Source organism: Bradyrhizobium sp. SEMIA, from assembly GCF_014844175.1.
Classification (GTDB): domain Bacteria; phylum Pseudomonadota; class Alphaproteobacteria; order Rhizobiales; family Xanthobacteraceae; genus Bradyrhizobium; species Bradyrhizobium arachidis.
This window is the reverse complement of sequence record NZ_CP046601.1, coordinates 3,754,141-3,774,312: the sequence shown is the minus strand read 5'-3', so window position 1 is coordinate 3,774,312 and position 20,172 is coordinate 3,754,141. Positions and strand designations below refer to the sequence as shown.

The window sequence follows — 20,172 nt, the reverse complement described above, 5'->3', positions numbered from 1 at the left end:
CACGTTGGGCTAGGTTCAAGAGAAGAAGGGGCCAGTCATGCCCGCATGGCTCGAAATCCTGCTCAACCTGACCGGCTATGCCGGCTTCGTGGCGCTCGCGACGACGGGCGTCGGGTGCTCCGACGAATCCGCCGAGGATCACATCATCGGCGGCGAGCGCTAGTTGGCGTGCGGCGCCTGGCCGGCGGTGCGCACCAGGCGATCGGCCTTGACCGCGACGCGCGTGTCCTCGGCTTGCGGCCGCAGCGAGAAGCTGATCACCACGAAAGCGAGGCAAAACAGCGAGCCGACGATTGCGACGCGCCGGTAGGTGTGGCGGTCGCCTTGATAAAAGGACGGTTTTGAAAAAGGCGTCATGTCAAAAGCTGCTTCTTGGCAAAGTCGTTCTTGTCCTTGCAAGAATACCTACTCTAGGCAGCGGCGCGCGCAACGCGATTGGGCTTTTAACCTAACCAAATAGGGTTAGCCCCTTTGGCGCAAGCTTTCGTTAGGAGTTCGCGCGCGCGGCTCAGATGTCGGCGAGACGCTTCAGCGTCGCGCGAAAGCTCAGGCTGCGATGGCCCGCGACCAGCACGGTGCCGAACACCTCGGCCTCGTCGTCGCGATACGTTCCGGAGAAGCCGCTCGTGGCCTCCTGCCCGCCGAACAGCGGCCGCACAAAGGCATCGGCGTATGGCGTATGCTGGTTGGTGGCGAGCTCGCCCTTCCAGGTCCCGCTGTTCGAACCACGCTCGCCCACCCTGTACGACCCACGCGACCAGAAGTGAGGCCCGCCGCCCAGCAGCACGCCGTCACGCAGGATCAGGACGCCGCTGTCGCGGCCCTTCACGCCGTCGAGCATGTCGATGTGGATGGAATAAAGTCCGTTCTTCATGGCCGGCGCCCACGCATCAGACGATAGCGCCGGACATGGCGAGCGTCGAGACGGAAAGCGGAGGCGGCTCACGATGCAGCGGCCGGTTTTGTTCCAGCTTCGCTTACATTTCGTTCTCGAAGAACGAATCGGAATCGAAGAAATCGGCGCGGAGCAGGTCTTAACAATTCGTTTGTAGGCAAACGAGCGTACAATCTCGACCCGAGCGATCACCTCGCCTCTTCGAGCCTTGATCGCGGCGGCACCTGCGGCACCGACGGCATGCGTTTGCGCAACCGCGGATGCCGGTCGTACCAAAACAGCTTTGCGATCTCGACGAACATCTCGACAAACCAGCACGCATCCATCTCGCTCTCCCTCGCGCATGTTTCTACGCGGGGCATGAGGACAGGACCGTGCGAAGCATCACGCTGCTTCGTTCTGAGACACGCGCGCCGGCAGGCACGAGATGTTCTGCATCCGACTCCATTTCGTTCGCAAAGAACGAATCGGAGTCGAGAAAATCAGCGCGGAGCGAATGCTAACGATCGGTGAAAGCGCGCGCTGTCACGTCGTCGGCGACAGCAATCTCTCGACAGGACTTACAAGACGACCGCGTCATCGCGATCGCCGATCGCGCCTCATCGACGGGCCCGTCAGGCACGTAACCGAAACGAGATCGCGCCTGACGGATGTCGATCTACACTGAGGCTGATCACGCGGCCCGCTTGCCTTTGCCCTTCTCGGAAAAGCATTCCAGGATCTGGATGCGGAGCTCTTCTGCCGCGGGGCCCTCGACCTTCCGCAGCTCGTTCCAGAGCCTGATCACTTCGCGCTGTTTTTCCACGGTCATGAGTCACCTCCAAAGAAGATGACTCATCTAGAACAAAATGAGAACAAAAAGTCCAGTCCCCGACACGCGATTTATGGGGACGGCGCATTGAACCTTTTGGCGGTCACGCAGACCCATGAAAGCTGGGGATTTCAGCGCCCAGTCAAATACGGCAGCGCCGCCTGACGAAGATATTCCGTCACCGCGGCGCTGTTGCGCTTTGGGTTTTCAACCTTAAGTTAGAGGTACGGCTGACGGCCAGGCGCTGAAATCCCATCGCCGTCGGCGAGAAGGCCCCGTGCGAAAGCGCGGGGTTTTTCTTCTGCGGTGTTAGGCGAAGGATGGCTGGATCAGACCGCGTCCTTGGCGACCTTCAGCGGCGAGGCCTTCACCGACTTGCTGGCCGGCTTGGCGGCAAACTGCATCGGCTCCTTGGTGAAGGGATTGATGCCCATCCGCGCTTCGGTGGCGGGCTTGTTCACGACCGACATCTTGACGAAGCCGGGAATGACGAACTCGCCGGACTCGTTGAGCTCCTTGTAGCCGACCGTCGCCATGAACTCGATCACCGACTTCACGTCGTTCTTCGAGATCTGCGTGCCTTCCGCAATTGCATCAATCAATTGGGTCTTCGTCATCTTCGCCATGTCTGAATTCCTTTATCTGCGCGCGAGCAACTCTGCTGAGGACGCGGTCGAACCCGCGGCGCGCGCTTCTGATTCATGCCGTTGGTCATGAAGTGACGCGGCTTAGACCCCATCGAGGCCCAAAACGCAAGCCGGGCCTCCCGGGATGAGGCCTCGCTTTGCGGCAAAATCTAGGCTTTCAGGAGGATGTCAAATGCGCGAGCACGTCAAAAGCGGCCGCATCGCGCCATGACGGCCGCGCACGATCCTGCCTGAAAGGCCGCATCTGCGAAGATCGCGCCGTCAGAGCCCACTACTCTCGTTCGTCGTAGCGGTCGCAGCGTGCATCGCCTCGCTTGACGTCGCTCGCGAGCTCGTCGAGCGGCGGGGTACATCGAAGCAGCGAATATTTGTCGTTGTAAGGTGCGGGCTGACGCCGACACACACTCGCGCCGATCGGGACCTGGATGGCCTGGGTCCCGACGGTGTAGAAGCAATTGTCCGTTTTTGGATCAGGCTTTTTATCATCAGGCGCTTTCGCAGCGTCCTGCGCCAATGCCGGCGTCAGACCGAGCGCCAGGAACGCAACCACGACAACTTTTCGCACGGCCGCCCTCCGCTATTTGCCAGTCGAAAGCATAGCCCAAGATGTATGGGCGAGATATTCAATTCGCACGCTGCCCCCGCGACGCGTCACCTCATCGTGAAACCTGTGACTCGAATAAAATTGTTCAGACTTCAGTAACCTAACGCCTCCAAGCTCCGCGTCAGTATCGTTGCGTTGGAGTACCCCCAAAGTGCTGGATTTTCACGAGCTGCGTGAACTCGCGGCTGACGTTCGCATTTTCGTCGACGTCGCCGAAGACAAGGCCGAAGCGCTCAGAGCGGTCATCGCCGCCTATGACGTGGTGCTGGCGATCTTCCCCACCCGGGAGGGCATGGGCCTGCACGTCATCAAGGGCAAGGAGATCCTCGACAGGATCGCGACATCGCGGACCACCGCGATGTACAGCCACACGGCCATTGCGGTCCCCGACCTCGAGCACGCCGAAGTGCTGAAGCAGCTGACCGCTCCCGCCGAGCAGCGGATTGCTGCCTAACCTTCGCAAGGCCGCCGCTCGATGCAATGAACGGCGGTCTCGCATTTGCTAGCGGTAAGCTCGAAAGATCAGCCGCCCGGCGGCTTGTAGGAAGAGCGCAGCTTGGCGGCGTTCTGCCGCACCTGCTTGATCTCGTCTTGTGTGAACAGCCGCATCAGCTTGACGTTCTGCAGCGTGCCCGCCGTGACGGTCAGGCCGGAGATGGCCGGTGCCGCACTCGGATCAGGCACATCGAAAATCACGAGAACGCCGGGACCGTCGGCGGCGACGCTGTACATCGAGACCAGCTTGCCGCCGGCCGCTTCGATCAGCTTGGCTGCCGCCTCCTGACGATTGGTCGTCGGGTTTTCCAGAATGGCATTGAGAGCGCGTTGCGTGTATTGCCCCGTAAGACAGAAATGCATGGCTGTCGTCCTTCTGAAATTATGAGAATGCACATCGTGACGAGTTGATCGTCACGACGGTGGGGTCTGAAAATGATGAAGTCATTGCCCGCCGTGGGCACAAACGCCGTCAGGTACTGACGCGGTTTCGGCACACCGCGTTGGCGGCTCACGCGGAAGCTACATCAGGGTGCGGGCGTGTAAAAGCCGGTTTCGCTCATCGGCCGGTTGCAACGCGGCACCATCGCACCTTCGCATATGTCAACGACGAGGTTCGCAAGACGCCGGTTCTGCAGACGCGCACTCAAATGGTTTCAGAAACTCACCGGCATTTTCTTTCGTGTCGAACGTATCGTTGAGGAACGCGGCTTCCCCGCTCCCGTTGGCCCATGCAAACCAACCAGGAGCTTGAGATGAAGAAGATGATGATCGCCGCTGCTGCGCTCGGTCTGATGTGCGGCTCCGCACTTGCCCAGACCCAGACCGGCCCCGCTGCGCAATCCGACAACATGCAAAAGCCGGGCATGAACAAGATGGACCGCGGTTCGACCAGCACCGGCACGACCGGCATGAGCCGCGACGATATGCGCAGCGGCAGAATGGTGCGGCCTGACGCATCCGGCCAGGGCGGCTCTGGCCCCGGCAGCGATCAGGGCGGCACGAAGACTCGCAGCAACATGAAGTAAGCCGGGTTCCCTGTACGGCTTGCTTCGCGGCCGCGCCGCTTCCCACAAGGTGGCGCGGCCATTCTATTGGCCTGTCGCCGATCGAGTTCCTCGCAAGCGCATTGCTGCAATGAACTGTTCGCGGGAACGCTGAGTTCTCGCGCGAATTGACTCCTCATAGATGAGGAGATCGCGATGAGCGTTGAAGGAAAAGCGAAGGAAGCGGCCGGTTACGTCAAGGAAGAGCTGCACGAGCACGGCAAGTCCCCCGAGAGCCAGAAGAAGGCGCAGGAGGGGCGTGACCTCAGGAATGAAGGCCGCGTCGAGGACGGAAAGCCGCCGAAGACGACGAAGCCCGGCACCGGTCACTAAAGCATGATCCGGAAAAGTGCGAAGCGGTTTTCCGGAAAGATCATGCGTAAATGATCCGGAAAAGTGCGAAGCGGTTTTCCGGAAAGATCATGCGTAAACAACAACCCAAAGCGCGATGACGTTCATCCAAATCTCATCGCGCTTTAGACTGACTTTCGAAAGCCGCCCATGGCAATCCCGGGGGCGGTTTTTCTTTGTCAAACCTTCTCGTCGCTCGCAGCGGGATCCATGATCCCAGCACGACAAGGATCGCAGTGGCTGCGACCAGGACATACTTCACCGGATGCTCCGACGAGTCGATCGAGCCTTCGATCGGAAGGTAGGGAAGCATCGGGTCGATGGCAAACGAGATGAAGATCAGCGCAGCCAGGCCCCCGATGACCGAGGCGATGATGCTGACGATCCAGTTCACCACACCGCGCGGGCCCGACCTCGCCTCGTGAGCCGCCACGGCCCACACGATCAGGACCAGGATCGCCAAGACGGTCGTCATGGCGCCGACGCTGGACGCCGGCCCGAAGCGCCACGCCAGCAGCATGGCCGCAATCGCGTGCAGGATGATCGACGTCACGGCGCTCCCTCTTCAGTGACCGAGCAAATAGGCGGTGAAGCCGATCGCGATGAAGCCGAGGCCGATGATGGCGGTTGCGATTTCGACGGCGTTTTCCAGACCGAAGAATTTGACGACGGCGCTCACTGCAGCAGACAGGAGCATTTCCAGGATCGCGCTGATCAGGCTTTGGATCATTCTGAGCGCCGCTACATCCCGCCGCGCCTGTCGCTGGTCGCCAAGTGGCAACCGAGCGCCACCAGGGCCAGCATGAAGTTCGAGCCGAGCAGGATTTGGAGCGCCAGGTCCGTCCCCGCGCTCACATACCGGACCGAGTGCCGGTGCGCGTAACGTTCGGGATGGGCGGCATCGGGCTGCTGAGGAGAGCTCGCCAAAAGCACCAGCCACGCGACGGTCCCGCAAATCCCCGCGACCGTCGCAATCCTGCCGAGCCTTTCAAGCCAGCGCTTCATGCCGCCCTCGTCATGGCCTCAATCTCCGCTACGCCTTTGCCGGGATCAGCAGCTTGAGAACACTCAGAATGGCGAAAGCACCGAGACCATAGCAGAGCGCATTCACGAGCCAGGAAATGGCGATGCCTGCAGAGGCGGAGCCTCCGACCGCTCCCCAGAACAAATAGGCTGCGGAGACGCCGGGCCACTCCAGCGACAGCAACGCGTAATCGGTGGGCTGCTCGAGAGCAAGGAGCGTCGCCGAGATCAGCGCCCCGACCGCCAATGCGATGATGAGATTCGTCTTCGCCGAGGGCATCACAATCCCAATAGCCCGGTGACAACAGGAATGAGGAAATAAGCGGCGATCCCGAGAAGGACTCCCACGACGACGCGTGCCGTGCGGCCCTGAATTTTCGTCTCGAGCCAGGCACCAACAGCCAGTACGGCCTGTCTCAGCCAGTCACCAATGAGGCTTCTGGCGAGATCAAACAGGAGTTCTGCAACGAGCGCGGCCATGGCGTTTGGTCGCCACCACCTCCGGCGGGGTTCAACCGGCCCGCCATCGTCGGCGAGACATCAGCAAGACCTCTGGACGCGATTGCAGACGATCACGCATGTGCGCTGTGCGCTTGCCTTGACGGCCGGACAGGCTAGCATCCCCTGCAACCACAAGGCGTCAATCCAACCGACGCCGATCAAGGGGGACCCCATGACGACACGCCGCGCCTTGCGCCTTCTGCTGCTGCCGCTCGCCCTCGCCGGCACGCTGAGCATCGGCTCCGCCGCCGAGCTCAATCCCGCCGCCGTCACCTATAAACTGCCGGACAAGATCCCCTGGGGCCCGGTCGACGCCCGCGGCGCGCAGACGGCGGTGGTGGTCGGCGACCCCAGCAAGGCGGGCTTCTACATGGTCTACAACAAATGGACCAAGGGCAATCACTTCAGCCGCCCGCACTTCCATCCCAACGACCGCTACATCGTGGTGCTGCAAGGCACCTGGTGGGTCGGCTCAGGTCCGAAATTCGACCCCGACCACGGCACCGTGCCGATGCCATCAGGCAGCTTCGTCACCCACACCGGCAAGCAGGTGCATTGGGACGGCGCCAAGGACGAGGACGCCGTGCTGCTGATCATGGGCGAAGGCCCGGCGACCGCGACTGGGGCGGAGGAGAAGTAGAGGGAGGGCGAGCAAAGCGCCCGTTACGCCGCGTCAAGAAGTATTCGTTGATGACGGGAATATCGAGTTCGTGAATAGCGAGCTGACCTAGCTTCTCGCCCCGGGCAACGCACCCAAAACCGAAGTATCCACCATCACAAACTTCTCGAACAAATAAGTCCCACAGGTTACGAGGACACTCGCCGCCATAACTATTGACGGCCAGAACGAATTCTCGCCGCCGTGAACGGTGAGATAGATAAACATTCCGAGCGTTGCGATAAAGCCGCTCAGCGCACATGCGATTGTGCCGATAACCGTTATTCGCTTCAACTCGTAATCTCTCTTAGCAGCCTCGCGACGAAACTGAATTTCCCCGAACTCTGAATTGAAACGATCAACGAGCTTTTCGAAAACCTGCATCACTTGTGTGATGTTTCCAGCGTCGTCCACCTCTACGAACCTTGTTGCCATCTGGTCGAACTTGTCACTTACCCAGACCTCCCAAATTGTAACGCCCATAAGTTTGTTGGGGCCGCAGTTCTGTTCAATGGTATCGTGCGTGTTTGACGCCCTAACCGCCGCATTTATGACTTCTGGATCCATATTGCCCCCCAAAAGTCACGATGCTACCAGAGGGCGAGTGAAGGGCCAATAGGCAACGCACCCAACGAAATGGCTTCGTCCATGGCAACCACGCCGATCGCCCCTGCTAGAAACCGCCCGTACACTCGCGCCGCGTGGCGGTACCACGCTTCCGGGCACAAGCGGACATCAATCAGCCGACTTCCCGTCGAATCGGTCTAATTGCCCCTGTGCGGAAGAGGCAGCGTTTTTTGTACAGATGACGCCCGGAGAGCTAGCGATGACCACGATCTCTTGGATCGACCTCGTCGAGAAGAATGCCACCGAGTTCGGCGAGCTGGTCGCGGGCATCGATCCACACCTGCCTGAGCTTCCTGCCTTTTTCGATCATAGGCGAGACGGCTCGTGGATCGGAGACTACGTCACATACATGCTTGAGCTACTCAAGGGGCAGGTCGGCTTTGTCAAATTTCAGTCCGCATATTTTGAGGCCTGCGGACTGAGGGGCCTGACGGCACTATCGGCCGGCATCGGGCAGGCAAAGGCCAACGGGATGGCAGTCATTCTCGATGCCAAGCGAGGTGACATCGGATCGACCGCAACGGCCTACGCCCGGGCCTATCTTACTCCGACCTCAGCCGGTGGCAGCGGCGACTTTGAAGTCGATTGCCTGACCGTCGCTCCATTCATGGGCCCGGATACGCTGGAGCCTTTCGTCGATTGCGCGCGGAGCTACGGTAAGGGTCTGTTTGTTCTCTGCAGAACATCAAATCCGGGCGCTGGTTGGCTTCAAGACAAGGTGGCGGGCAACAGGCTGGTCTCCGAGCATGTTGCAGACTTGATTGCCAATATTGAGCCTCCGCAGCAGGGAGCGCAACGCCTGAGCGCGATTGGCGCGGTTATTGGTGCGACGGCTGTTCATGAGGGCAAACGGTTGCGGCAGCTCATGCCACAATCGATCATCCTTGCACCGGGATTGGGCGCGCAGGGCGCGGATGCCGCCACGATCGGCGCCTTGCGCGGACGATTCGATGGCGATCTCCTCCTCCCGGTTTCGCGTGGTCTTTCGGCCGTCGTAGATCGCGATCTTGATGCAGACGCGTATCGCAATCTCGTGTTGGAAAGAACCGCAACATTCAAGCTCCTATCTACACGACGAAGCGACCTTGCCCGAACGAGTGCGTGACCTTCTTCCGTTCCAGCCGTCAAGCGCCCTGGCGTTTTCACACAGCCAAGACCCGTTTCAGACGTTCTGCATTCAGGCGCCTTCGCCTGCGCGCTCAGCGTGGTCGTCGCGGCCACGAATTAATGCGCTCTATCGCGATCTGCTCGCGGCGAATTGTAAAGCCGCAGGCGACGGATGATCCAGCGCACTGTCGCCGTAATTCCAGGGGTTACTCAACTATCGATCGCTCGTCACGAAGCTAGCGATCATGCCGCCTAATCCCAACACCAAGACAAACAAGGTCACGTACCAATATTCGTACATGTAGTAGACGGCCAGGAGCGCTCCAGCAGCCGCGACTTGCATCAAGTTGTCCATTCGTCTCTTCCGGCAATTACGGTGACAACGCACTCAATTTAGTCGTTATCTCCACCGAGCAGGCTCCGCGGTTTCGCTCCGAACAAGGTGCACCGCATCAATTAAGTGCACTGTCATCGTAATTACAGGTCTCGCCATTCGGGGCGCGATACTTCAAGGCTCGATCCGGCTTGCGCTTGGCTTCGCCCGGCTTAAACCCCAGCGCTTTTATCACGGCCTCCAGTTTCGAGGCGACGAGCTTCCTTGGCCGGTAGGCCCCAAACCGCAATCTGAATGCATATGATGTACGGTTGCCAAGGAGGCTGATGATATGAGACTCCCCGCCCGGGGCGCTTGCACACTTTCCTTGAACAAGATTTGTGCGGCGCCTTTTTATTTTTCGAATTACGGTGACAGTGCACTGAACCGGCTCGCCAACAATCTGGGCTTCTCGCAAGGCCAATTGGGTGCACCCGCGATCGCAAACAGAAGCAACCCCATATTGACCACCCGCTCGGGAACACCCACGCCCGTGCGGGCGTTTCCCCTGATCGGAAAGGCACTCCCATGCTTCGATCAATCCTCGCGATCTCTCTCCTGCTGTACGCGACCTCCGCCTTCGCCCAGCAGCAGCAACGACGCCCCCGCCCTGCGCAGGGCGGGCACTGCTGCGCCGTGGCGACGCAGCCCAGCAACAATCCGTTCAGCAATCCGATCGGGCAAGGCGTGCCGCCGGCTGCCTCGGCTCAACCCTATTGGAACGGGCAGCCGCAGCGACGGCGCTAAAGCATGATCCGGAAAAGTGCGTAGCGGTTTTCCGAAAAGATCATGCGCAAACAACAAGCTAAAGCGCGATGCATATCGAGAAGATCAACGCGCTCAATTCTCTTCACCATGAAGGCCACCGGCGCCGAATTTTGCGCCGGCATGGTATGCGGTTGAACGCGGCTGGCTCGAACTGCACGAGAGCGGGAACTTACGTGCCGCTAAACAAGACAGCTGATCAGATGTAATCGAAAACGGCCTCGCGCATCCCCTGGCTGGCACCTAATGCTGAGGCCGGCGCGTGCGAATCAGAACGCGCGCACTGCCAGATTCTCCCAAACTAAAGCGGCCGGGACACTAACAAACGTTGGTTGAAGTCTCTTTGCCGCATCAGTCGAAGGCAATGCCTGGATGGCGTTCTTTTCGCAAGACGATGTGACATGATCGCCTGAAAATCAGGACACTCAGATTGCCATATTTTCCCGATATGTAACGCCTTGGTGAACGAAGCCGTTTTGACGGGGTCTCGAAACGCTCCGGAAACAAACCGCGCTCACTCTGAAGTTTGGAATTAAGAGGGGAGTCCAAAATGATTACTCCCAAAGTGATTGCATCCGCGATTAGTGCCGGAATTCTGTTTTCGATCTTTTCGGGAGAGTTCGGCGCAGATCTCGTTCTGGCCGTGGTCGCGTGCCTGACATAAGGCTCCCGGCCTGCGGCGGAAAGGACCTTGGCTCGTCGCCCGCTAGCGCGCAGGCTCCACGCAAAATGATGATCGTCACAAGGGCAGCGAGCGCAAAGCCATCGAGCGCCAGGAACAGCCATGAAATCGCACGTCGCGAAACGATCCATCATCGTCGGCGGCCATAAGACCAGCATCAGCCTGGAAGAGGCATTCTGGACGGCTGTGAAAGAGATTTCCCACCAGCGCGACATGTCGCTGTCGGATCTAGCCAGCGAGATCGAGCGCAACCTGCAGCATGGCAATCTGTCGTCTGCCATACGCGTCTACGTCCTTGGCTACTTCAAGAACCGCGCGGCTGACGCGATCACCCAGAAGGACCATGGGATACCGACAGCCGCAAAGTCGGCCTCGGGCTGTGGCCCAACTACCAAGGAAACGTGAGGTCGCGGAGCGCCCGCCGAAGTCGGGCAGCAGATCGGCCCCGGTCTGGAGGCTTCGACCCGGGGGTCACAGGGGCTGGGGCCGATCGTCCATTATCACCGGCAGGAAGTCCAATCTTGCATCGATGGCGACAGCTCGCATTAGACCAGGTTGAAAAGGCAGAGGCCGCCAACAGAGGCGGCCTTTGGGGGAACAGATGCTTCAGGCTGACTTAGCAAACGAGATTGGACGTTGGTGGCGATATCATGGGTCCTGATGGTGCTGGTTGGGGCCGCCTGGGTCTATTGGATCGTGCATTGACGGCTTCGGTCGGGTTCGCGGCGACCCTCGAACTTGATCCGGTTCATCGTTCTTGACATCAATTTCCGGCTGCCTATTTTCGCACCGGGAACACCAATCCCGATTTTAGAAAATCAAGGACCACACGCGACCGTCTGGAGAGACGACGATGCTCGACGTACAATCGGCCCGCATGCGCGCATATAGAAACACCGTTTATCGCTACCGTCGACTGCTCAAGACGAACCTGTCGGATCTGGAGTGTCAATTTATTGAGCGGCGGCTCGCAGAAGAGCTCTCGAAAATGGATGAGCTTGTCGCCTCGGGCTTCCCGATCAACGTCCCACCAAAGAGCTCGCCGAGTGATACGGAGGTCCGAGCATGACCTCTCCCACCGCACCGTCAAGTGATGCGCCGCCGGCTGAAGTCATAAAGGCCTATTTCGAGGCAATGACGGCCGCTTTTCAGGTTCTCGTTCTGACTCTGCAGTCAAATGGTTCTCTCAAGCAGGGCGAATATCAGGAAGCGCTGCGCGTCTACATGGAAGTCTTCAAGCACAAGCCTAATTGCGCGATCACATTGGCGCTCCTGAATGATCTTCGACAGGGAATGCTGAATTAGCAAGCGTGTGCTCGTATGTCCAAAGCAATGGAAGTGCGTAGCGGTTTTCCGAAAAGATCATGCGCAAACAACAAGCTAAAGCGCGATGACGATTCATCCTGATCTCATCGCGCTTTAGCGCCTCGACCAAACGCACCAAACTAAATCGGACAGCGTGGGCTGAACGTGTTAACGGCAGGGATGAAAATATCCCTCACGATGCTACTCGTCGTCTGGTCGGCGGCCGTCACGGCGCAGACCGCGGCTCCTCCGCAAAGCGACCTGTCCGTTCGCGACCAGATCAAGGCCGCGCGCGCAAAGGACAAGGCCGACGAGGAAGCCGACCAGACCAAACGCGCCTGGGACCGCAACGGCGATGGGCGGCGGCCGTGGGAGACGTCGGTTGCGCCCGAGCGGAAGCCGAAGCCCTGAGAGCGGCCCCCTGCCCTTTGTCGCATTTTGCTGCTAATTGATGCTCCCGCCGGTCCGGCCCAAAGCAAAACCCTCCAACGTCAGGGAGCAACAACCATGCGATACCTCCACACCATGCTGCGCGTGCGCAATCTCGATGTCGCGCTGAAGTTCTACCAGGATGCGCTGGGGCTGAAGGAGGTGCGGCGGATCGAGAACGACAAGGGCCGCTTCACGCTGGTGTTCCTGTGCTCGGCAGACGATCTCGACGCGCTGAACAACCAGCCCAAGACGCGCGGCGCGCCGCTGGTCGAGCTCACCTACAATTGGGACGAGGAGACTTACGGCGAGGACCGCTTCTTCGGCCATCTCGCCTATGAGGTCGATGATATCTACGCGACCTGCGAGAAGCTGCAGAAGGCCGGCGTCACCATCAACCGTCCGCCGCGCGACGGCAACATGGCCTTCGTCCGCTCGCCCGACCTGCACTCGATCGAGCTCTTGCAGAAGGGCGAGCCGAAGCCGCCGCAGGAACCCTGGGCCTCGATGCCCAACACCGGCCATTGGTAACGCACCTCGCCCAGGAACAAGCCCTCGCCCCCGGGATTGTCCCTCCGACAAAGCAATCGGAGGAGAACGCGATGGGACGAGGAATCCTGCTGTGGCTGCTGGGCGTGCCGATCCCGGTGATCATTCTGTTGTGGCTGTTCTTCGGCCATTAGAGCGCGATGCGAATTTGCCGACGAAAGCTCCGCCCATGGCGGAGCTTTTTGCATGAGGGGCGCGCCGCAATCGCCGTCCTCCGCCATCCGAAATTCCGCTATCACCCGCACAAATCGACCACGCCGCGAGAGGAAGCCTGATGCCCGACCAACAATTGACGATCTGGGGCCGCGCCAATTCGGTCAACGTGCAGAAGGTGCTGTGGGGCCTCGCCGAGCTCGGCCTGCCCTTCGAGCGCATCGACGCCGGCATGGCGTTCGGCAAGACCCGCGAGGCCGACTATCTCGCGATGAATCCCAATGCGCGGATCCCGACGCTGGTCGAGGGTGACTTCGTGCTGTGGGAGTCCAACTCCATCCTGCGCTATCTCTGTCTCGCGCATGGGCGCGGCACGCCGCTCTACCCCGAGGCACCGAAGAGCCGCGCCAGCGTCGACCGCTGGCTCGACTGGACGCTGTCGACCGTGCAGCCGGTCGATCGCCCGGTGTTCTGGGGTATCGTGCGCACGCCGCCCGCCGAGCGCGACATGATCCAGGTGCAGCGGGATGCCGATGCCGCCGCCGAGGTCTGGGTGATCGCCGACCGCCACCTCGCCACGCGCCGCTTCATGGAGGGCGACCAGTTCACCATCGCCGATATCGCGATCGGCTGCTATGCGCGGCGCTGGCTCGGCGTCGAGGGCATCACCCGCCCGGCCCAGCCGCACCTGACGCGCTGGCTCGCCGAGCTCGGCAAGCGCAGCGGATTTGCGCAATTCGTCGCACCGCCAATGTCGTGACCCGGCGGCGCGGCTTAAAGCCTGCCGAGGCCGCGCTGAATCGGCATTGCCGCGCACGCGGAACGGCGTCGCGCTGATGCTTGACGGCTACTGTGCATGGGGTTGTTTTCGCCGGTTTTGTTTGGCGTCTAGCGCCAGCCGCGCTCGACCAGCACCACGCAGATGATCAGCGCCAGCGTCACCACGGCGGTGGCAAGCTTCGCCGGCCAGCTCAGGCCGCGTCCGACCCACCACAAGAGCGCGCAGTACATCACGAACGGGAAGATGATCTCGGGCCGCAGCAGATCCGGCACCATGCCGCTTACCGCCGGACCGTGGTCTCGACGCTGACCGCGCCGCCGATCTTCACGCAGGTCCCGGTCGCCTCGACCATATGGAAGCCACGGCCATAGGAGGCGCACGAGCCCGCCTTCGCGGTCCCGCCGTTGCTCTTCAGAGGCAAGGTCTTGCCAGCCTGCGGCGGCTCGGCGGTCGGCAGGCGCAAGCCCTCCGCCGCGGCTGCGGACGAGATTAGGGCCGAGATCAGGACGAGGAGCGGCGTGCGCATGGCGCCGTTCTAGCCCGGACCGGCGCCGCGCGCCATCCGGGCGGGGGTCAGAGGAACCGGACGCCGGCCGACTTGCCGCGGCGCCAGACCACCTGGCAGCTCCGCCCGGTGCGCGCATCACGTGCGAACGCCATCCGGATCACGCCCGGAAGCTGGCTCGCATCGTCGTCCATCGTGATCTTCGCGCCCGACTCCGAGATGTCCTGGACCAGGCAGTGCCGCGCGGCGAATCCGCCGTCGAGCGTGATCCAGGCATGCTGCGACAGCAGCTTGCGGGCTGAGCGCTTCTTCGGCTGAGGCATCGGCTTTGAGATCTCCCATTCCAGCGCTATCTCAGGGAACCCTAAGAAACCGTTGAAATCGGCCCCGAATGATCCCGGGACCGCGCTATCCACCGCCCCCGAGATCCCGTTCCCGAACGGCTTGCCCGGAGGCGCAAAGGCCACTATACGTTCGCCCGCTGCACGCCGCCGGGCCTGACTCGGGCGGCCAGCGGCCGTGCCGCGAAAAGCGGCGGGGCACTTTGCTCCCTTCGTCTATCGGTTAGGACGCCACCCTTTCACGGTGGAGAGAGCGGTTCGATTCCGCTAGGGAGCGCCACCGGGCCACCGCCCGGGACATCCGATTGCTGCATCGCATCCCAAAATAGCACTTTGAGCGCGACGATCGCGAAGCGTAGCCTCGCTTCGCTTTCAGAGGTTGCGCGCAATGAATTTTGAAGACGTGCATTTCCTGGTCCGATGCCTGCGCTACCGCTGGCGCACCGAGAAGCTTCCCCTGAAGACCCTGATGCTCCTCGACCTCAAGGGAGCGACCGTCATCGATATCGGCGCCAACAAGGGCATCTACAGCTTCTGGCTGGCGCGCGCGGTCGGTCCGTCCGGCAAGGTCTTGGCGTTCGAGCCTCAGCCCGAGATGATCCGCTATATCCAGCGGCGCAAGCAGTGCTTTGGCCTTGCCAATGTCGAGACCATCGAAGCCGCCTTGTCCGATAGCTGCGGCACCGCGCAGCTGACGCGCCAGCGCGTCGGCGACGGCAGCGCCTCCTTGTGCATGGCGCGCGACAGATCAGGCAATGAGACGGTCGCGGTCCCTCTCGCCATTCTCGACGATCTCGCGCTGGCAAATCCGCGCTTCATCAAATGCGATGTCGAAGGCCATGAGCTCAGCGTCTTCACCGGCGCAAGGCGGCTGATCGAGCGCTGTCGCCCCGTGGTGCAGTTCGAAAGCGTGTCGGCGGACGCCGGCCAGCTGTTCGCGTTTTTCGAAGAGCTCGGCTATCTCGGCACGATGTTCCTGGGCAACGAGTATTGTCCGTACACCATGGGCTGGCAGGTCCCCCACCCGAAATTCGGCCTCGGCGGACACCGCGACTTCCTGTTCTTCCCCGAGAGCGCGATCGGATCCACCATCCCGCTGCCGCTATACGAGCGGATCAGGACCTCCGCGGCGGCGTCGGCAGTTGCGGGCTGCCCGGCCTCCTCCATGCCTCGCGCGCGGCCTGCCGGCTAAAGCATGATCCGGAAAAGTGCGAAGCGGTTTTCCGAAGAGATCATGCTCAAACAATAACCTAATGTGATTTCGGCCCGTACCGCATGAACCTGCCTACGGCTCGCGAACGACCAATGCCGGAACCGCGAGACGATGCAGGTCATGGAGTTCCCCAAAACCACGCCGGAAGACCAGTCCGGCCCCGCCCCGACAAAGTCGGTACCACGCTGGATGCACCGCGCGAGACCATACGCGCCGGAGCGGCGCGCCAGGATGCTGGAGCACATGGCCCGCGCCAGATCGTTTCCGCAGCGCCAGGCCGCCACTGCGCCGGAACGGTCAGCCAAGAGCGGTCAGGACCTCCTTCACGATCTCCTCGGCCATATCGTCCTGTCCGGCTTGCTCGCGCTCATCTTCATGTCGCGCGTTCCCCTCTATATCGGCGCCTTTCTGTTCCTCACCGACGGTGAGCGCATCGAGGGCCTACTCGCAAAGCTCGGCATCCGGCTCGAGCCGGACACGATCGGCCCTGACATCATCAAGGGCTCGGCATCCTGGTTCGGTTGGTTCGCATTGCTTGCCGTCCTGAAGGGCTCGGCTCCGGCATGGCTCGTGCCGTGGATGCCACCATCCGAGTCATGGTCGTTCATCGCCGGCATCGCCCTTGCGCTCGCGACGGTCGAAGCCTGTGGAGCGTCCGCGATGCGGCGCGCCTCGCAATGCTTCGGATGGGGAAGCTGGCCGGATAGCCTGACCTGGGCAACGATCAAATTCGTGATCGTCATCGCCGTCCTCGCGCTGCTGGTGCTGCTCGGATCGCTTTGAGCGATGACGCGGTTGTGAATTCACCCACAGCCTCGGCGACCCCGCGCATTTACCGGAAATTTACCCCTGCTCGCGAGTGCCGGTATCATTTGCTTAGAATCTGATTGCTACCGTGAATCTACGGAAGCCCTCCCAAATCCCGATCATCGCTCATGTCCGTCGCAGAGTTCCTCAGGCAGCGTGCAGTGGAAGTTGCCGTGAGCGGCAGCTATTCGCTGTCGCGCTGGTATGATTGCGAGGGCAAGCTGCGCACCTTCGCCTGCCGCACCAAGCGCGTCTCGCCGTTCCGCATGATCGTGGACGTGCCGGTCGTCGGCAAGATCGGCGAGCGCGTGACCTCCTATTTCCAGGATTTCGGCGAATTCCAGTGCACCATCAGCGCGACGCTGAAGTCGGGCTTCCTGATGGAGCTCGACATGCCGCGGGCGCGGCGCGCCTGGATGTCGGAAAAGCTGACCTGGCTGGAGAAGAAGCAGAAGGACGCCAGCATTCAGGAGCTGCGGAATGACGCGCGCTTCGTCCCGCAGGTCTCGCACACCTTCCTGACGCTCGCCGACGGCAGCATCCACCCCTGCTTCATCATCGACGTCTCCACGGCCGGCGTTGCGATATCCTGCGAGTACGACCCGCCGGTCGGAACCGCGCTGGCGGTCGGCGCCTGCGTCGGGCGCGTGATCCGCAAATTCGACCACGGCTTTGCGGTCAAGTTCGCCGAGAAGCAGCAGCGGGACGACCTCGTCCGGCTGATCGTCCGTTCGCCCTTGCAGCAATCGGCCTGAGCGCCGGTTTACGGCTACGGCTGCCCTAGAGCGGCCCCAATGCGGGATCAGCTTTTTGGGGGTCTGCGCCTTGGGCGGACGACATTTGCGGACTTGCGATCGGGGGACCGGATGGCAGTCAACCAGATCACCTGGGACAGGGTCGGCCGGGTCACCGAGCCGGGCCGCTACATGTACACCTTCGGCTGGCTCACCATCACCGCCGGCGATCTCGCGATCTGGCAGCAATATCCGCAGGCCGCGTTCACGCTGCTCGCGCAACCGTCCGAGCCGCCCGAGGCGGTTGGCGAGGAATTCCATCTCGGCGCCTTCGACATAGCGCCCGAGGCGCCGCCGTTCACCACGCATTGAGCGCGGGGAACGTCGGTCGCCGCGGATTAGCGCATCTGCAAGCGCACGCGGACGGCAGCGGGAACGCGTGGCACGGGCGTTGCTTTATTATGGTCATGATCCAGATCCCCGCCGTCGACCAGGCCTTCCTGCTGCTGCTCATCGTCTCCTGCCTCGGCACGTGCCTCGTGCGCGCCTTCTGGGAGCTGGAGCAGGTGCGGGCCCGCCGGATTACGTCGCCCTCCCGCAAGCGCGACGAAGCGTGAATGGGCCGGCCTGCCGGGCCGCCCGTCCTCCGAAAGAGGACCAACCTCTTGCCGTAGATGACGAACAGGCTCTGTCATGCAATTGATTACGCTTGCATTCTAAACCTTCGCCGTAGACACGGATGAACGTAAGCTGCAGCTGTCGTTAAGCGAGGCGACAGCAAACGCATGACACATGGTCGCATCGGTGGACATAGCTAAGCGGATCAAGGGAACCTATTTTCGGCGCCGATGTACCTGATTGAAGCGTTACCCACCGTCATCGGAACGGCCGCCATTGCCCCGGCGCTGCTGATGCTATGGCTCGTCATTGCCGCCGAGGAGCGGCCGGGACCGCCGGCCCAGGTCTGGACCGCGTTCCTGCTTGGCGCGGCCAGCATTTCGCTGCTCGGCGTTGCCCGCGCGCCCTTCGCCAAGATGGTCGCGGCGCCCGACAATCCCTGGGCGGCGCTGGCCATGCATTCGGTGTTCGGCGTGGCGTTGCCCGAGGAGGCCGTCAAGGTCATCGCCATCGTGCTGGTATCCTCGACCAAGCGGCGGACCTTTGCCAATCCGATGGACACGGTGGTCTATGGTGCCGCGGTCGGTCTCGGCTTCGCCGCCTACGAGAACCTCGCTTACCTCGTGCAGCACGCCGAGATGTGGCGCTCGCTCGCAGCCTTGCGCAGTGTCCTGACCGTGCCGTTCCACGGCGCGCTCGGCATCATCGCCGGCGCCTATCTCACCATCGCCCGCGCCGGCACGGCGCTGGGCGCGAACCGCCATCATCGCGACTGGGCCCGCCTCTCCAGCCGCCTCTTGATCTTCGCCGGGCCCCTGGCGCTGCATTCGGCTTTCGACTTTCCGCTGCTCACGCTCCAGCGCATGCCCGACCTTGATCCCACCTTGCGGATGTGGCTGGGCGGCGCGAGCCTTCTGATCGGCTTCAGCTCGATCGCCTTTGCCATCCGCCTCGTCCGCCGTGTTGCACGCCATCACGCGCCCCGAACCGACATCGCGCGGGAGCGGCTCAGCCAGTTGCGGCGGATGTGGGCGCTGCTGCTCGCCGGCGGCGGCGTGGGCTTCCTTGGCCTCGCCTTCGTGCTGACCTCGATCCACCACTGGCTGATCAATCCCGAGCGCAATCTGACGCTGGCGCTGATCCCGATCGGCTTCGTCTCGATCCTGCTCGGCCTTGCGCTTCTGGTTGTCACAACGGCGATCTACATTCTCGGCCGCAACCGCATCCGCACCAGCGGCGAGGGCTTTTCGTCAGCGCACGGCGGCGGGTAAGCCGCGGGATGGCAAGCATGGTGTGCGCATCCTAGATTGTGCGCACAGCTTTCAGTCTGGAGCCTGCCGATGACATCGCCCGAAGACCTTTCACGGCTGCAATCCGCCATGAGCCGGACGGTGAAGGCGCATTGGAAGGCCTTCCTGTTCGAAGGCATCTTGCTCGCCGTCCTCGGCATCGCCGCGCTGATCGTCCCGCCGCTCGCGAGCCTTGCGATCGCGATTGTCCTCGGCTGGATGTTCCTGGTCAGCGGCATCGGCGGGCTGATCGTGACCTATTGGGCGCGCAGCTCGCCGGGCTTCTGGTGGTCGCTGATCTCGGCCGCACTCGCCGTGCTCGCCGGCATGCTGCTCTTGGCGCGCCCGATGCAGGCGGTGCTGACGCTGACCATCGTGCTCGGCGCCTATTTCCTCGCCGAAGGCGTCGCCACCATCATGTACGCGTTGGAGCACCGCCGCGAACCCGGCGGCCGCTGGTCGTGGCTGCTGATCTCCGGCCTCGTCGACATCGCGATCTCGTTCATGGTGATCACGGGACTGCCGAGCTCGGCGGAATGGGCCATCGGCATCCTTGTCGGTATCAATTTGCTGTTCGGCGGCGCCACCCTGATCGGCATGGCGCTGGCGGCACGCAAGAGCAACACCTGAGACGCCTCGTTGCGCCAGCGCCGTTTTGGGGGGTGACAACCCGCCGGTGGCGCGCTATATGCCGATCCATGATCACCGTCGCCACCAGCTATTTTTGGTACTTTAGCTACGACAGCTCGCTGGCGGCAGGAGGATCGCGCTCAATCTGAATATTGAAGCAAACGTCCGAACAAGCCGCCAGACCTGGCGGCTTTTTTATTGGCCGGCAGGTTCTAGAACAGACAGGAGCCTGC

Annotated in this window: 37 protein-coding genes and 1 tRNA gene; 21 read left to right on the top strand and 17 right to left on the bottom strand. The window is 61.7% G+C overall.

Annotation, left to right across the window (positions count from 1 at the left end; translation table 11 throughout):
- The first annotated feature begins 37 nt into the window (after window positions 1–37).
- Window positions 38–163 (top strand): hypothetical protein, encoded by a 126-nt coding sequence (locus FOM02_RS18535; protein ID WP_035729763.1) that lies wholly within the window; start codon window positions 38–40, stop codon window positions 161–163.
- On the opposite strand, the gene FOM02_RS18530 is transcribed toward FOM02_RS18535, so the two are convergent.
- The 6 genes from FOM02_RS18530 to FOM02_RS18505 all read right to left on the bottom strand — a co-directional run bounded on the left by FOM02_RS18530 (window position 160) and on the right by FOM02_RS18505 (window position 2,918).
- A complete protein-coding gene (locus FOM02_RS18530) occupies window positions 160–357 on the bottom strand; it encodes a hypothetical protein (RefSeq protein ID WP_027557957.1) in 198 nt (65 codons plus the stop codon). The two genes, FOM02_RS18535 and FOM02_RS18530, sit on opposite strands and share 4 nt — an antisense overlap.
- 151 nt (window positions 358–508) lie before the next feature.
- The gene (locus tag FOM02_RS18525) at window positions 509–874 is read right to left on the bottom strand and encodes a hypothetical protein (protein ID WP_027557956.1); all 366 of its coding nucleotides are present in this window, start codon (window positions 872–874) and stop codon (window positions 509–511) included.
- A 209-nt stretch (window positions 875–1,083) separates the two neighbouring features.
- Entirely contained in the window at window positions 1,084–1,221 is a 138-nt protein-coding gene (locus FOM02_RS18520; protein ID WP_167336507.1) for a hypothetical protein, read from the bottom strand.
- A 347-nt stretch (window positions 1,222–1,568) separates the two neighbouring features.
- Entirely contained in the window at window positions 1,569–1,706 is a 138-nt protein-coding gene (locus FOM02_RS18515) for a hypothetical protein (RefSeq protein ID WP_167336508.1), read from the bottom strand.
- Window positions 1,707–2,035: 329 nt separating this feature from the next.
- Complete coding sequence (locus FOM02_RS18510; RefSeq protein ID WP_027557955.1) at window positions 2,036–2,332, bottom strand: HU family DNA-binding protein; 297 nt, start codon at window positions 2,330–2,332, stop codon at window positions 2,036–2,038.
- A 292-nt stretch (window positions 2,333–2,624) separates the two neighbouring features.
- Window positions 2,625–2,918, bottom strand: a complete 294-nt coding sequence (locus FOM02_RS18505; protein ID WP_027557954.1) for a hypothetical protein — start codon at window positions 2,916–2,918, stop codon at window positions 2,625–2,627.
- 190 nt (window positions 2,919–3,108) lie between these two features.
- On the opposite strand from FOM02_RS18505, the gene FOM02_RS18500 reads away from it, so the two are divergent.
- Window positions 3,109–3,411, top strand: a complete 303-nt coding sequence (locus tag FOM02_RS18500; RefSeq protein WP_027557953.1) for a hypothetical protein — start codon at window positions 3,109–3,111, stop codon at window positions 3,409–3,411.
- 68 nt (window positions 3,412–3,479) lie between these two features.
- On the opposite strand, the gene FOM02_RS18495 is transcribed toward FOM02_RS18500, so the two are convergent.
- Window positions 3,480–3,815 carry a GYD domain-containing protein gene (locus tag FOM02_RS18495; RefSeq protein WP_027557952.1) on the bottom strand — a complete coding sequence of 112 codons (336 nt, stop codon included), beginning with the start codon at window positions 3,813–3,815 and terminating at the stop codon, window positions 3,480–3,482.
- A gap of 392 nt (window positions 3,816–4,207) precedes the next feature.
- Between FOM02_RS18495 and FOM02_RS18490 the strand changes: the two genes are divergently transcribed.
- Window positions 4,208–4,480 carry a hypothetical protein gene (locus FOM02_RS18490; protein ID WP_027557951.1) on the top strand — a complete coding sequence of 91 codons (273 nt, stop codon included), beginning with the start codon at window positions 4,208–4,210 and terminating at the stop codon, window positions 4,478–4,480.
- 174 nt (window positions 4,481–4,654) lie between these two features.
- Window positions 4,655–4,831 (top strand): hypothetical protein, encoded by a 177-nt coding sequence (locus FOM02_RS18485; protein ID WP_167336509.1) that lies wholly within the window; start codon window positions 4,655–4,657, stop codon window positions 4,829–4,831.
- Window positions 4,832–4,964: 133 nt separating this feature from the next.
- Here the strand turns inward: FOM02_RS18485 and FOM02_RS18480 are convergent, their stop codons facing one another.
- From FOM02_RS18480 to FOM02_RS18460, 5 genes are read right to left on the bottom strand one after another with little or no spacing between them, the layout of a single operon-like run.
- Complete coding sequence (locus FOM02_RS18480; protein ID WP_265441951.1) at window positions 4,965–5,369, bottom strand: hypothetical protein; 405 nt, start codon at window positions 5,367–5,369, stop codon at window positions 4,965–4,967.
- Between the two features lie 45 nt (window positions 5,370–5,414).
- Window positions 5,415–5,579, bottom strand: coding sequence for a hypothetical protein (locus FOM02_RS18475; RefSeq protein ID WP_156950863.1), 165 nt, complete (start codon window positions 5,577–5,579; stop codon window positions 5,415–5,417).
- Window positions 5,580–5,590: 11 nt separating this feature from the next.
- Window positions 5,591–5,854 carry a hypothetical protein gene (locus FOM02_RS18470; protein ID WP_027557949.1) on the bottom strand — a complete coding sequence of 88 codons (264 nt, stop codon included), beginning with the start codon at window positions 5,852–5,854 and terminating at the stop codon, window positions 5,591–5,593.
- 28 nt (window positions 5,855–5,882) lie between these two features.
- A complete protein-coding gene (locus tag FOM02_RS18465; protein ID WP_027557948.1) occupies window positions 5,883–6,152 on the bottom strand; it encodes a hypothetical protein in 270 nt (89 codons plus the stop codon).
- Window positions 6,152–6,352, bottom strand: coding sequence for a hypothetical protein (locus tag FOM02_RS18460; protein WP_027557947.1), 201 nt, complete (start codon window positions 6,350–6,352; stop codon window positions 6,152–6,154). The genes FOM02_RS18465 and FOM02_RS18460 overlap by 1 nt, the downstream gene beginning before the upstream one ends.
- Window positions 6,353–6,545: 193 nt before the next feature.
- Between FOM02_RS18460 and FOM02_RS18455 the strand changes: the two genes are divergently transcribed.
- Complete coding sequence (locus FOM02_RS18455) at window positions 6,546–7,013, top strand: cupin domain-containing protein (RefSeq protein WP_028146298.1); 468 nt, start codon at window positions 6,546–6,548, stop codon at window positions 7,011–7,013.
- 87 nt (window positions 7,014–7,100) lie between these two features.
- Here the strand turns inward: FOM02_RS18455 and FOM02_RS18450 are convergent, their stop codons facing one another.
- On the bottom strand, window positions 7,101–7,598 hold the full coding sequence (locus tag FOM02_RS18450) for a hypothetical protein (RefSeq protein WP_265441950.1): 498 nt from the start codon (window positions 7,596–7,598) through the stop codon (window positions 7,101–7,103).
- 259 nt (window positions 7,599–7,857) lie between these two features.
- On the opposite strand from FOM02_RS18450, the gene pyrF reads away from it, so the two are divergent.
- Window positions 7,858–8,763, top strand: coding sequence for an orotidine-5'-phosphate decarboxylase (gene pyrF / locus FOM02_RS18445; protein ID WP_027557944.1), 906 nt, complete (start codon window positions 7,858–7,860; stop codon window positions 8,761–8,763).
- A gap of 216 nt (window positions 8,764–8,979) precedes the next feature.
- On the opposite strand, the gene FOM02_RS18440 is transcribed toward pyrF, so the two are convergent.
- Window positions 8,980–9,120, bottom strand: a complete 141-nt coding sequence (locus tag FOM02_RS18440; RefSeq protein ID WP_156950864.1) for a hypothetical protein — start codon at window positions 9,118–9,120, stop codon at window positions 8,980–8,982.
- Between the two features lie 546 nt (window positions 9,121–9,666).
- On the opposite strand from FOM02_RS18440, the gene FOM02_RS18435 reads away from it, so the two are divergent.
- The 7 genes from FOM02_RS18435 to FOM02_RS18405 all read left to right on the top strand — a co-directional run bounded on the left by FOM02_RS18435 (window position 9,667) and on the right by FOM02_RS18405 (window position 13,781).
- Complete coding sequence (locus FOM02_RS18435; protein WP_027557943.1) at window positions 9,667–9,885, top strand: hypothetical protein; 219 nt, start codon at window positions 9,667–9,669, stop codon at window positions 9,883–9,885.
- An 802-nt stretch (window positions 9,886–10,687) separates the two neighbouring features.
- Window positions 10,688–10,990, top strand: coding sequence for a ribbon-helix-helix domain-containing protein (locus tag FOM02_RS18430; RefSeq protein WP_027565104.1), 303 nt, complete (start codon window positions 10,688–10,690; stop codon window positions 10,988–10,990).
- 448 nt (window positions 10,991–11,438) lie between these two features.
- Window positions 11,439–11,654: a hypothetical protein gene (locus FOM02_RS18425; RefSeq protein WP_084334564.1), complete on the top strand. Its 216-nt coding sequence runs from the start codon at window positions 11,439–11,441 to the stop codon at window positions 11,652–11,654.
- Window positions 11,651–11,890, top strand: coding sequence for a hypothetical protein (locus tag FOM02_RS18420; RefSeq protein WP_027561322.1), 240 nt, complete (start codon window positions 11,651–11,653; stop codon window positions 11,888–11,890). The genes FOM02_RS18425 and FOM02_RS18420 overlap by 4 nt, the downstream gene beginning before the upstream one ends.
- A gap of 180 nt (window positions 11,891–12,070) precedes the next feature.
- A complete protein-coding gene (locus tag FOM02_RS18415) occupies window positions 12,071–12,301 on the top strand; it encodes a hypothetical protein (protein ID WP_036055544.1) in 231 nt (76 codons plus the stop codon).
- A gap of 96 nt (window positions 12,302–12,397) precedes the next feature.
- Window positions 12,398–12,850 (top strand): VOC family protein, encoded by a 453-nt coding sequence (locus FOM02_RS18410; protein WP_027557941.1) that lies wholly within the window; start codon window positions 12,398–12,400, stop codon window positions 12,848–12,850.
- 292 nt (window positions 12,851–13,142) lie between these two features.
- Window positions 13,143–13,781, top strand: a complete 639-nt coding sequence (locus tag FOM02_RS18405; protein WP_027557940.1) for a glutathione S-transferase family protein — start codon at window positions 13,143–13,145, stop codon at window positions 13,779–13,781.
- A 128-nt stretch (window positions 13,782–13,909) separates the two neighbouring features.
- Here FOM02_RS18405 and FOM02_RS18400 read toward each other — a convergent pair whose 3' ends face one another.
- Genes FOM02_RS18400 through FOM02_RS18390 form a run of 3 tightly spaced genes read right to left on the bottom strand, consistent with a single transcriptional unit; the run spans window position 13,910 to window position 14,630 of the window.
- Window positions 13,910–14,077 carry a hypothetical protein gene (locus FOM02_RS18400; RefSeq protein ID WP_035729766.1) on the bottom strand — a complete coding sequence of 56 codons (168 nt, stop codon included), beginning with the start codon at window positions 14,075–14,077 and terminating at the stop codon, window positions 13,910–13,912.
- Between the two features lie 5 nt (window positions 14,078–14,082).
- On the bottom strand, window positions 14,083–14,328 hold the full coding sequence (locus FOM02_RS18395) for a hypothetical protein (RefSeq protein ID WP_027557939.1): 246 nt from the start codon (window positions 14,326–14,328) through the stop codon (window positions 14,083–14,085).
- A 47-nt stretch (window positions 14,329–14,375) separates the two neighbouring features.
- Window positions 14,376–14,630, bottom strand: coding sequence for a PilZ domain-containing protein (locus tag FOM02_RS18390; protein ID WP_027557938.1), 255 nt, complete (start codon window positions 14,628–14,630; stop codon window positions 14,376–14,378).
- Between the two features lie 223 nt (window positions 14,631–14,853).
- Here FOM02_RS18390 and FOM02_RS18385 point away from each other — a divergent pair.
- From FOM02_RS18385 to FOM02_RS18350, 8 genes are all read left to right on the top strand, one after another.
- Window positions 14,854–14,928 (top strand) — tRNA-Glu (locus FOM02_RS18385).
- 108 nt (window positions 14,929–15,036) lie between these two features.
- Window positions 15,037–15,840: an FkbM family methyltransferase gene (locus tag FOM02_RS18380; protein WP_063617162.1), complete on the top strand. Its 804-nt coding sequence runs from the start codon at window positions 15,037–15,039 to the stop codon at window positions 15,838–15,840.
- Window positions 15,841–15,981: 141 nt separating this feature from the next.
- A complete protein-coding gene (locus FOM02_RS18375; RefSeq protein ID WP_027557937.1) occupies window positions 15,982–16,644 on the top strand; it encodes a hypothetical protein in 663 nt (220 codons plus the stop codon).
- A 152-nt stretch (window positions 16,645–16,796) separates the two neighbouring features.
- Complete coding sequence (locus tag FOM02_RS18370; protein WP_027557936.1) at window positions 16,797–17,423, top strand: pilus assembly protein PilZ; 627 nt, start codon at window positions 16,797–16,799, stop codon at window positions 17,421–17,423.
- A 111-nt stretch (window positions 17,424–17,534) separates the two neighbouring features.
- Window positions 17,535–17,774 (top strand): hypothetical protein, encoded by a 240-nt coding sequence (locus tag FOM02_RS18365; protein ID WP_265441949.1) that lies wholly within the window; start codon window positions 17,535–17,537, stop codon window positions 17,772–17,774.
- A gap of 89 nt (window positions 17,775–17,863) precedes the next feature.
- Complete coding sequence (locus FOM02_RS18360; RefSeq protein ID WP_156950866.1) at window positions 17,864–18,019, top strand: hypothetical protein; 156 nt, start codon at window positions 17,864–17,866, stop codon at window positions 18,017–18,019.
- Between the two features lie 231 nt (window positions 18,020–18,250).
- Complete coding sequence (locus tag FOM02_RS18355) at window positions 18,251–19,291, top strand: PrsW family glutamic-type intramembrane protease (RefSeq protein WP_027557934.1); 1,041 nt, start codon at window positions 18,251–18,253, stop codon at window positions 19,289–19,291.
- A 69-nt stretch (window positions 19,292–19,360) separates the two neighbouring features.
- Window positions 19,361–19,939 (top strand): HdeD family acid-resistance protein, encoded by a 579-nt coding sequence (locus FOM02_RS18350; RefSeq protein ID WP_027557933.1) that lies wholly within the window; start codon window positions 19,361–19,363, stop codon window positions 19,937–19,939.
- The last annotated feature ends 233 nt before the right edge of the window (window positions 19,940–20,172 follow it).

Bases quoted from the DNA above. Each gene is read 5' to 3' on its own strand.
- FOM02_RS18520 (WP_167336507.1), bottom strand. From the start codon at position 1,221: ATGGATGCGTGCTGGTTTGTCGAGATGTTCGTCGAGATCGCAAAGCTG.
- FOM02_RS18395 (WP_027557939.1), bottom strand. From the start codon at position 14,328: ATGCGCACGCCGCTCCTCGTCCTGATCTCGGCCCTAATCTCGTCCGCA.
- FOM02_RS18535 (WP_035729763.1), top strand. From the start codon at position 38: ATGCCCGCATGGCTCGAAATCCTGCTCAACCTGACCGGCTATGCCGGC.
- FOM02_RS18400 (WP_035729766.1), bottom strand. From the start codon at position 14,077: ATGGTGCCGGATCTGCTGCGGCCCGAGATCATCTTCCCGTTCGTGATG.
- FOM02_RS18530 (WP_027557957.1), bottom strand. From the start codon at position 357: ATGACGCCTTTTTCAAAACCGTCCTTTTATCAAGGCGACCGCCACACC.
- FOM02_RS18365 (WP_265441949.1), top strand. From the start codon at position 17,535: ATGGCAGTCAACCAGATCACCTGGGACAGGGTCGGCCGGGTCACCGAG.
- FOM02_RS18355 (WP_027557934.1), top strand. From the start codon at position 18,251: ATGTACCTGATTGAAGCGTTACCCACCGTCATCGGAACGGCCGCCATT.
- FOM02_RS18360 (WP_156950866.1), top strand. From the start codon at position 17,864: ATGGTCATGATCCAGATCCCCGCCGTCGACCAGGCCTTCCTGCTGCTG.
- FOM02_RS18415 (WP_036055544.1), top strand. From the start codon at position 12,071: ATGAAAATATCCCTCACGATGCTACTCGTCGTCTGGTCGGCGGCCGTC.
- FOM02_RS18350 (WP_027557933.1), top strand. From the start codon at position 19,361: ATGACATCGCCCGAAGACCTTTCACGGCTGCAATCCGCCATGAGCCGG.
- FOM02_RS18465 (WP_027557948.1), bottom strand. From the start codon at position 6,152: ATGCCCTCGGCGAAGACGAATCTCATCATCGCATTGGCGGTCGGGGCG.
- FOM02_RS18475 (WP_156950863.1), bottom strand. From the start codon at position 5,579: ATGATCCAAAGCCTGATCAGCGCGATCCTGGAAATGCTCCTGTCTGCT.
- FOM02_RS18455 (WP_028146298.1), top strand. From the start codon at position 6,546: ATGACGACACGCCGCGCCTTGCGCCTTCTGCTGCTGCCGCTCGCCCTC.
- FOM02_RS18460 (WP_027557947.1), bottom strand. From the start codon at position 6,352: ATGGCCGCGCTCGTTGCAGAACTCCTGTTTGATCTCGCCAGAAGCCTC.
- FOM02_RS18470 (WP_027557949.1), bottom strand. From the start codon at position 5,854: ATGAAGCGCTGGCTTGAAAGGCTCGGCAGGATTGCGACGGTCGCGGGG.
- FOM02_RS18390 (WP_027557938.1), bottom strand. From the start codon at position 14,630: ATGCCTCAGCCGAAGAAGCGCTCAGCCCGCAAGCTGCTGTCGCAGCAT.
- FOM02_RS18420 (WP_027561322.1), top strand. From the start codon at position 11,651: ATGACCTCTCCCACCGCACCGTCAAGTGATGCGCCGCCGGCTGAAGTC.
- FOM02_RS18370 (WP_027557936.1), top strand. From the start codon at position 16,797: ATGTCCGTCGCAGAGTTCCTCAGGCAGCGTGCAGTGGAAGTTGCCGTG.
- FOM02_RS18435 (WP_027557943.1), top strand. From the start codon at position 9,667: ATGCTTCGATCAATCCTCGCGATCTCTCTCCTGCTGTACGCGACCTCC.
- FOM02_RS18450 (WP_265441950.1), bottom strand. From the start codon at position 7,598: ATGGATCCAGAAGTCATAAATGCGGCGGTTAGGGCGTCAAACACGCAC.
- FOM02_RS18510 (WP_027557955.1), bottom strand. From the start codon at position 2,332: ATGGCGAAGATGACGAAGACCCAATTGATTGATGCAATTGCGGAAGGC.
- FOM02_RS18480 (WP_265441951.1), bottom strand. From the start codon at position 5,369: ATGCTGCTGGCGTGGCGCTTCGGGCCGGCGTCCAGCGTCGGCGCCATG.
- FOM02_RS18485 (WP_167336509.1), top strand. From the start codon at position 4,655: ATGAGCGTTGAAGGAAAAGCGAAGGAAGCGGCCGGTTACGTCAAGGAA.
- FOM02_RS18440 (WP_156950864.1), bottom strand. From the start codon at position 9,120: ATGGACAACTTGATGCAAGTCGCGGCTGCTGGAGCGCTCCTGGCCGTC.
- FOM02_RS18410 (WP_027557941.1), top strand. From the start codon at position 12,398: ATGCGATACCTCCACACCATGCTGCGCGTGCGCAATCTCGATGTCGCG.
- FOM02_RS18490 (WP_027557951.1), top strand. From the start codon at position 4,208: ATGAAGAAGATGATGATCGCCGCTGCTGCGCTCGGTCTGATGTGCGGC.
- FOM02_RS18525 (WP_027557956.1), bottom strand. From the start codon at position 874: ATGAAGAACGGACTTTATTCCATCCACATCGACATGCTCGACGGCGTG.
- FOM02_RS18430 (WP_027565104.1), top strand. From the start codon at position 10,688: ATGAAATCGCACGTCGCGAAACGATCCATCATCGTCGGCGGCCATAAG.
- FOM02_RS18405 (WP_027557940.1), top strand. From the start codon at position 13,143: ATGCCCGACCAACAATTGACGATCTGGGGCCGCGCCAATTCGGTCAAC.
- FOM02_RS18495 (WP_027557952.1), bottom strand. From the start codon at position 3,815: ATGCATTTCTGTCTTACGGGGCAATACACGCAACGCGCTCTCAATGCC.
- FOM02_RS18515 (WP_167336508.1), bottom strand. From the start codon at position 1,706: ATGACCGTGGAAAAACAGCGCGAAGTGATCAGGCTCTGGAACGAGCTG.
- FOM02_RS18425 (WP_084334564.1), top strand. From the start codon at position 11,439: ATGCTCGACGTACAATCGGCCCGCATGCGCGCATATAGAAACACCGTT.
- FOM02_RS18380 (WP_063617162.1), top strand. From the start codon at position 15,037: ATGAATTTTGAAGACGTGCATTTCCTGGTCCGATGCCTGCGCTACCGC.
- pyrF (WP_027557944.1), top strand. From the start codon at position 7,858: ATGACCACGATCTCTTGGATCGACCTCGTCGAGAAGAATGCCACCGAG.
- FOM02_RS18375 (WP_027557937.1), top strand. From the start codon at position 15,982: ATGGAGTTCCCCAAAACCACGCCGGAAGACCAGTCCGGCCCCGCCCCG.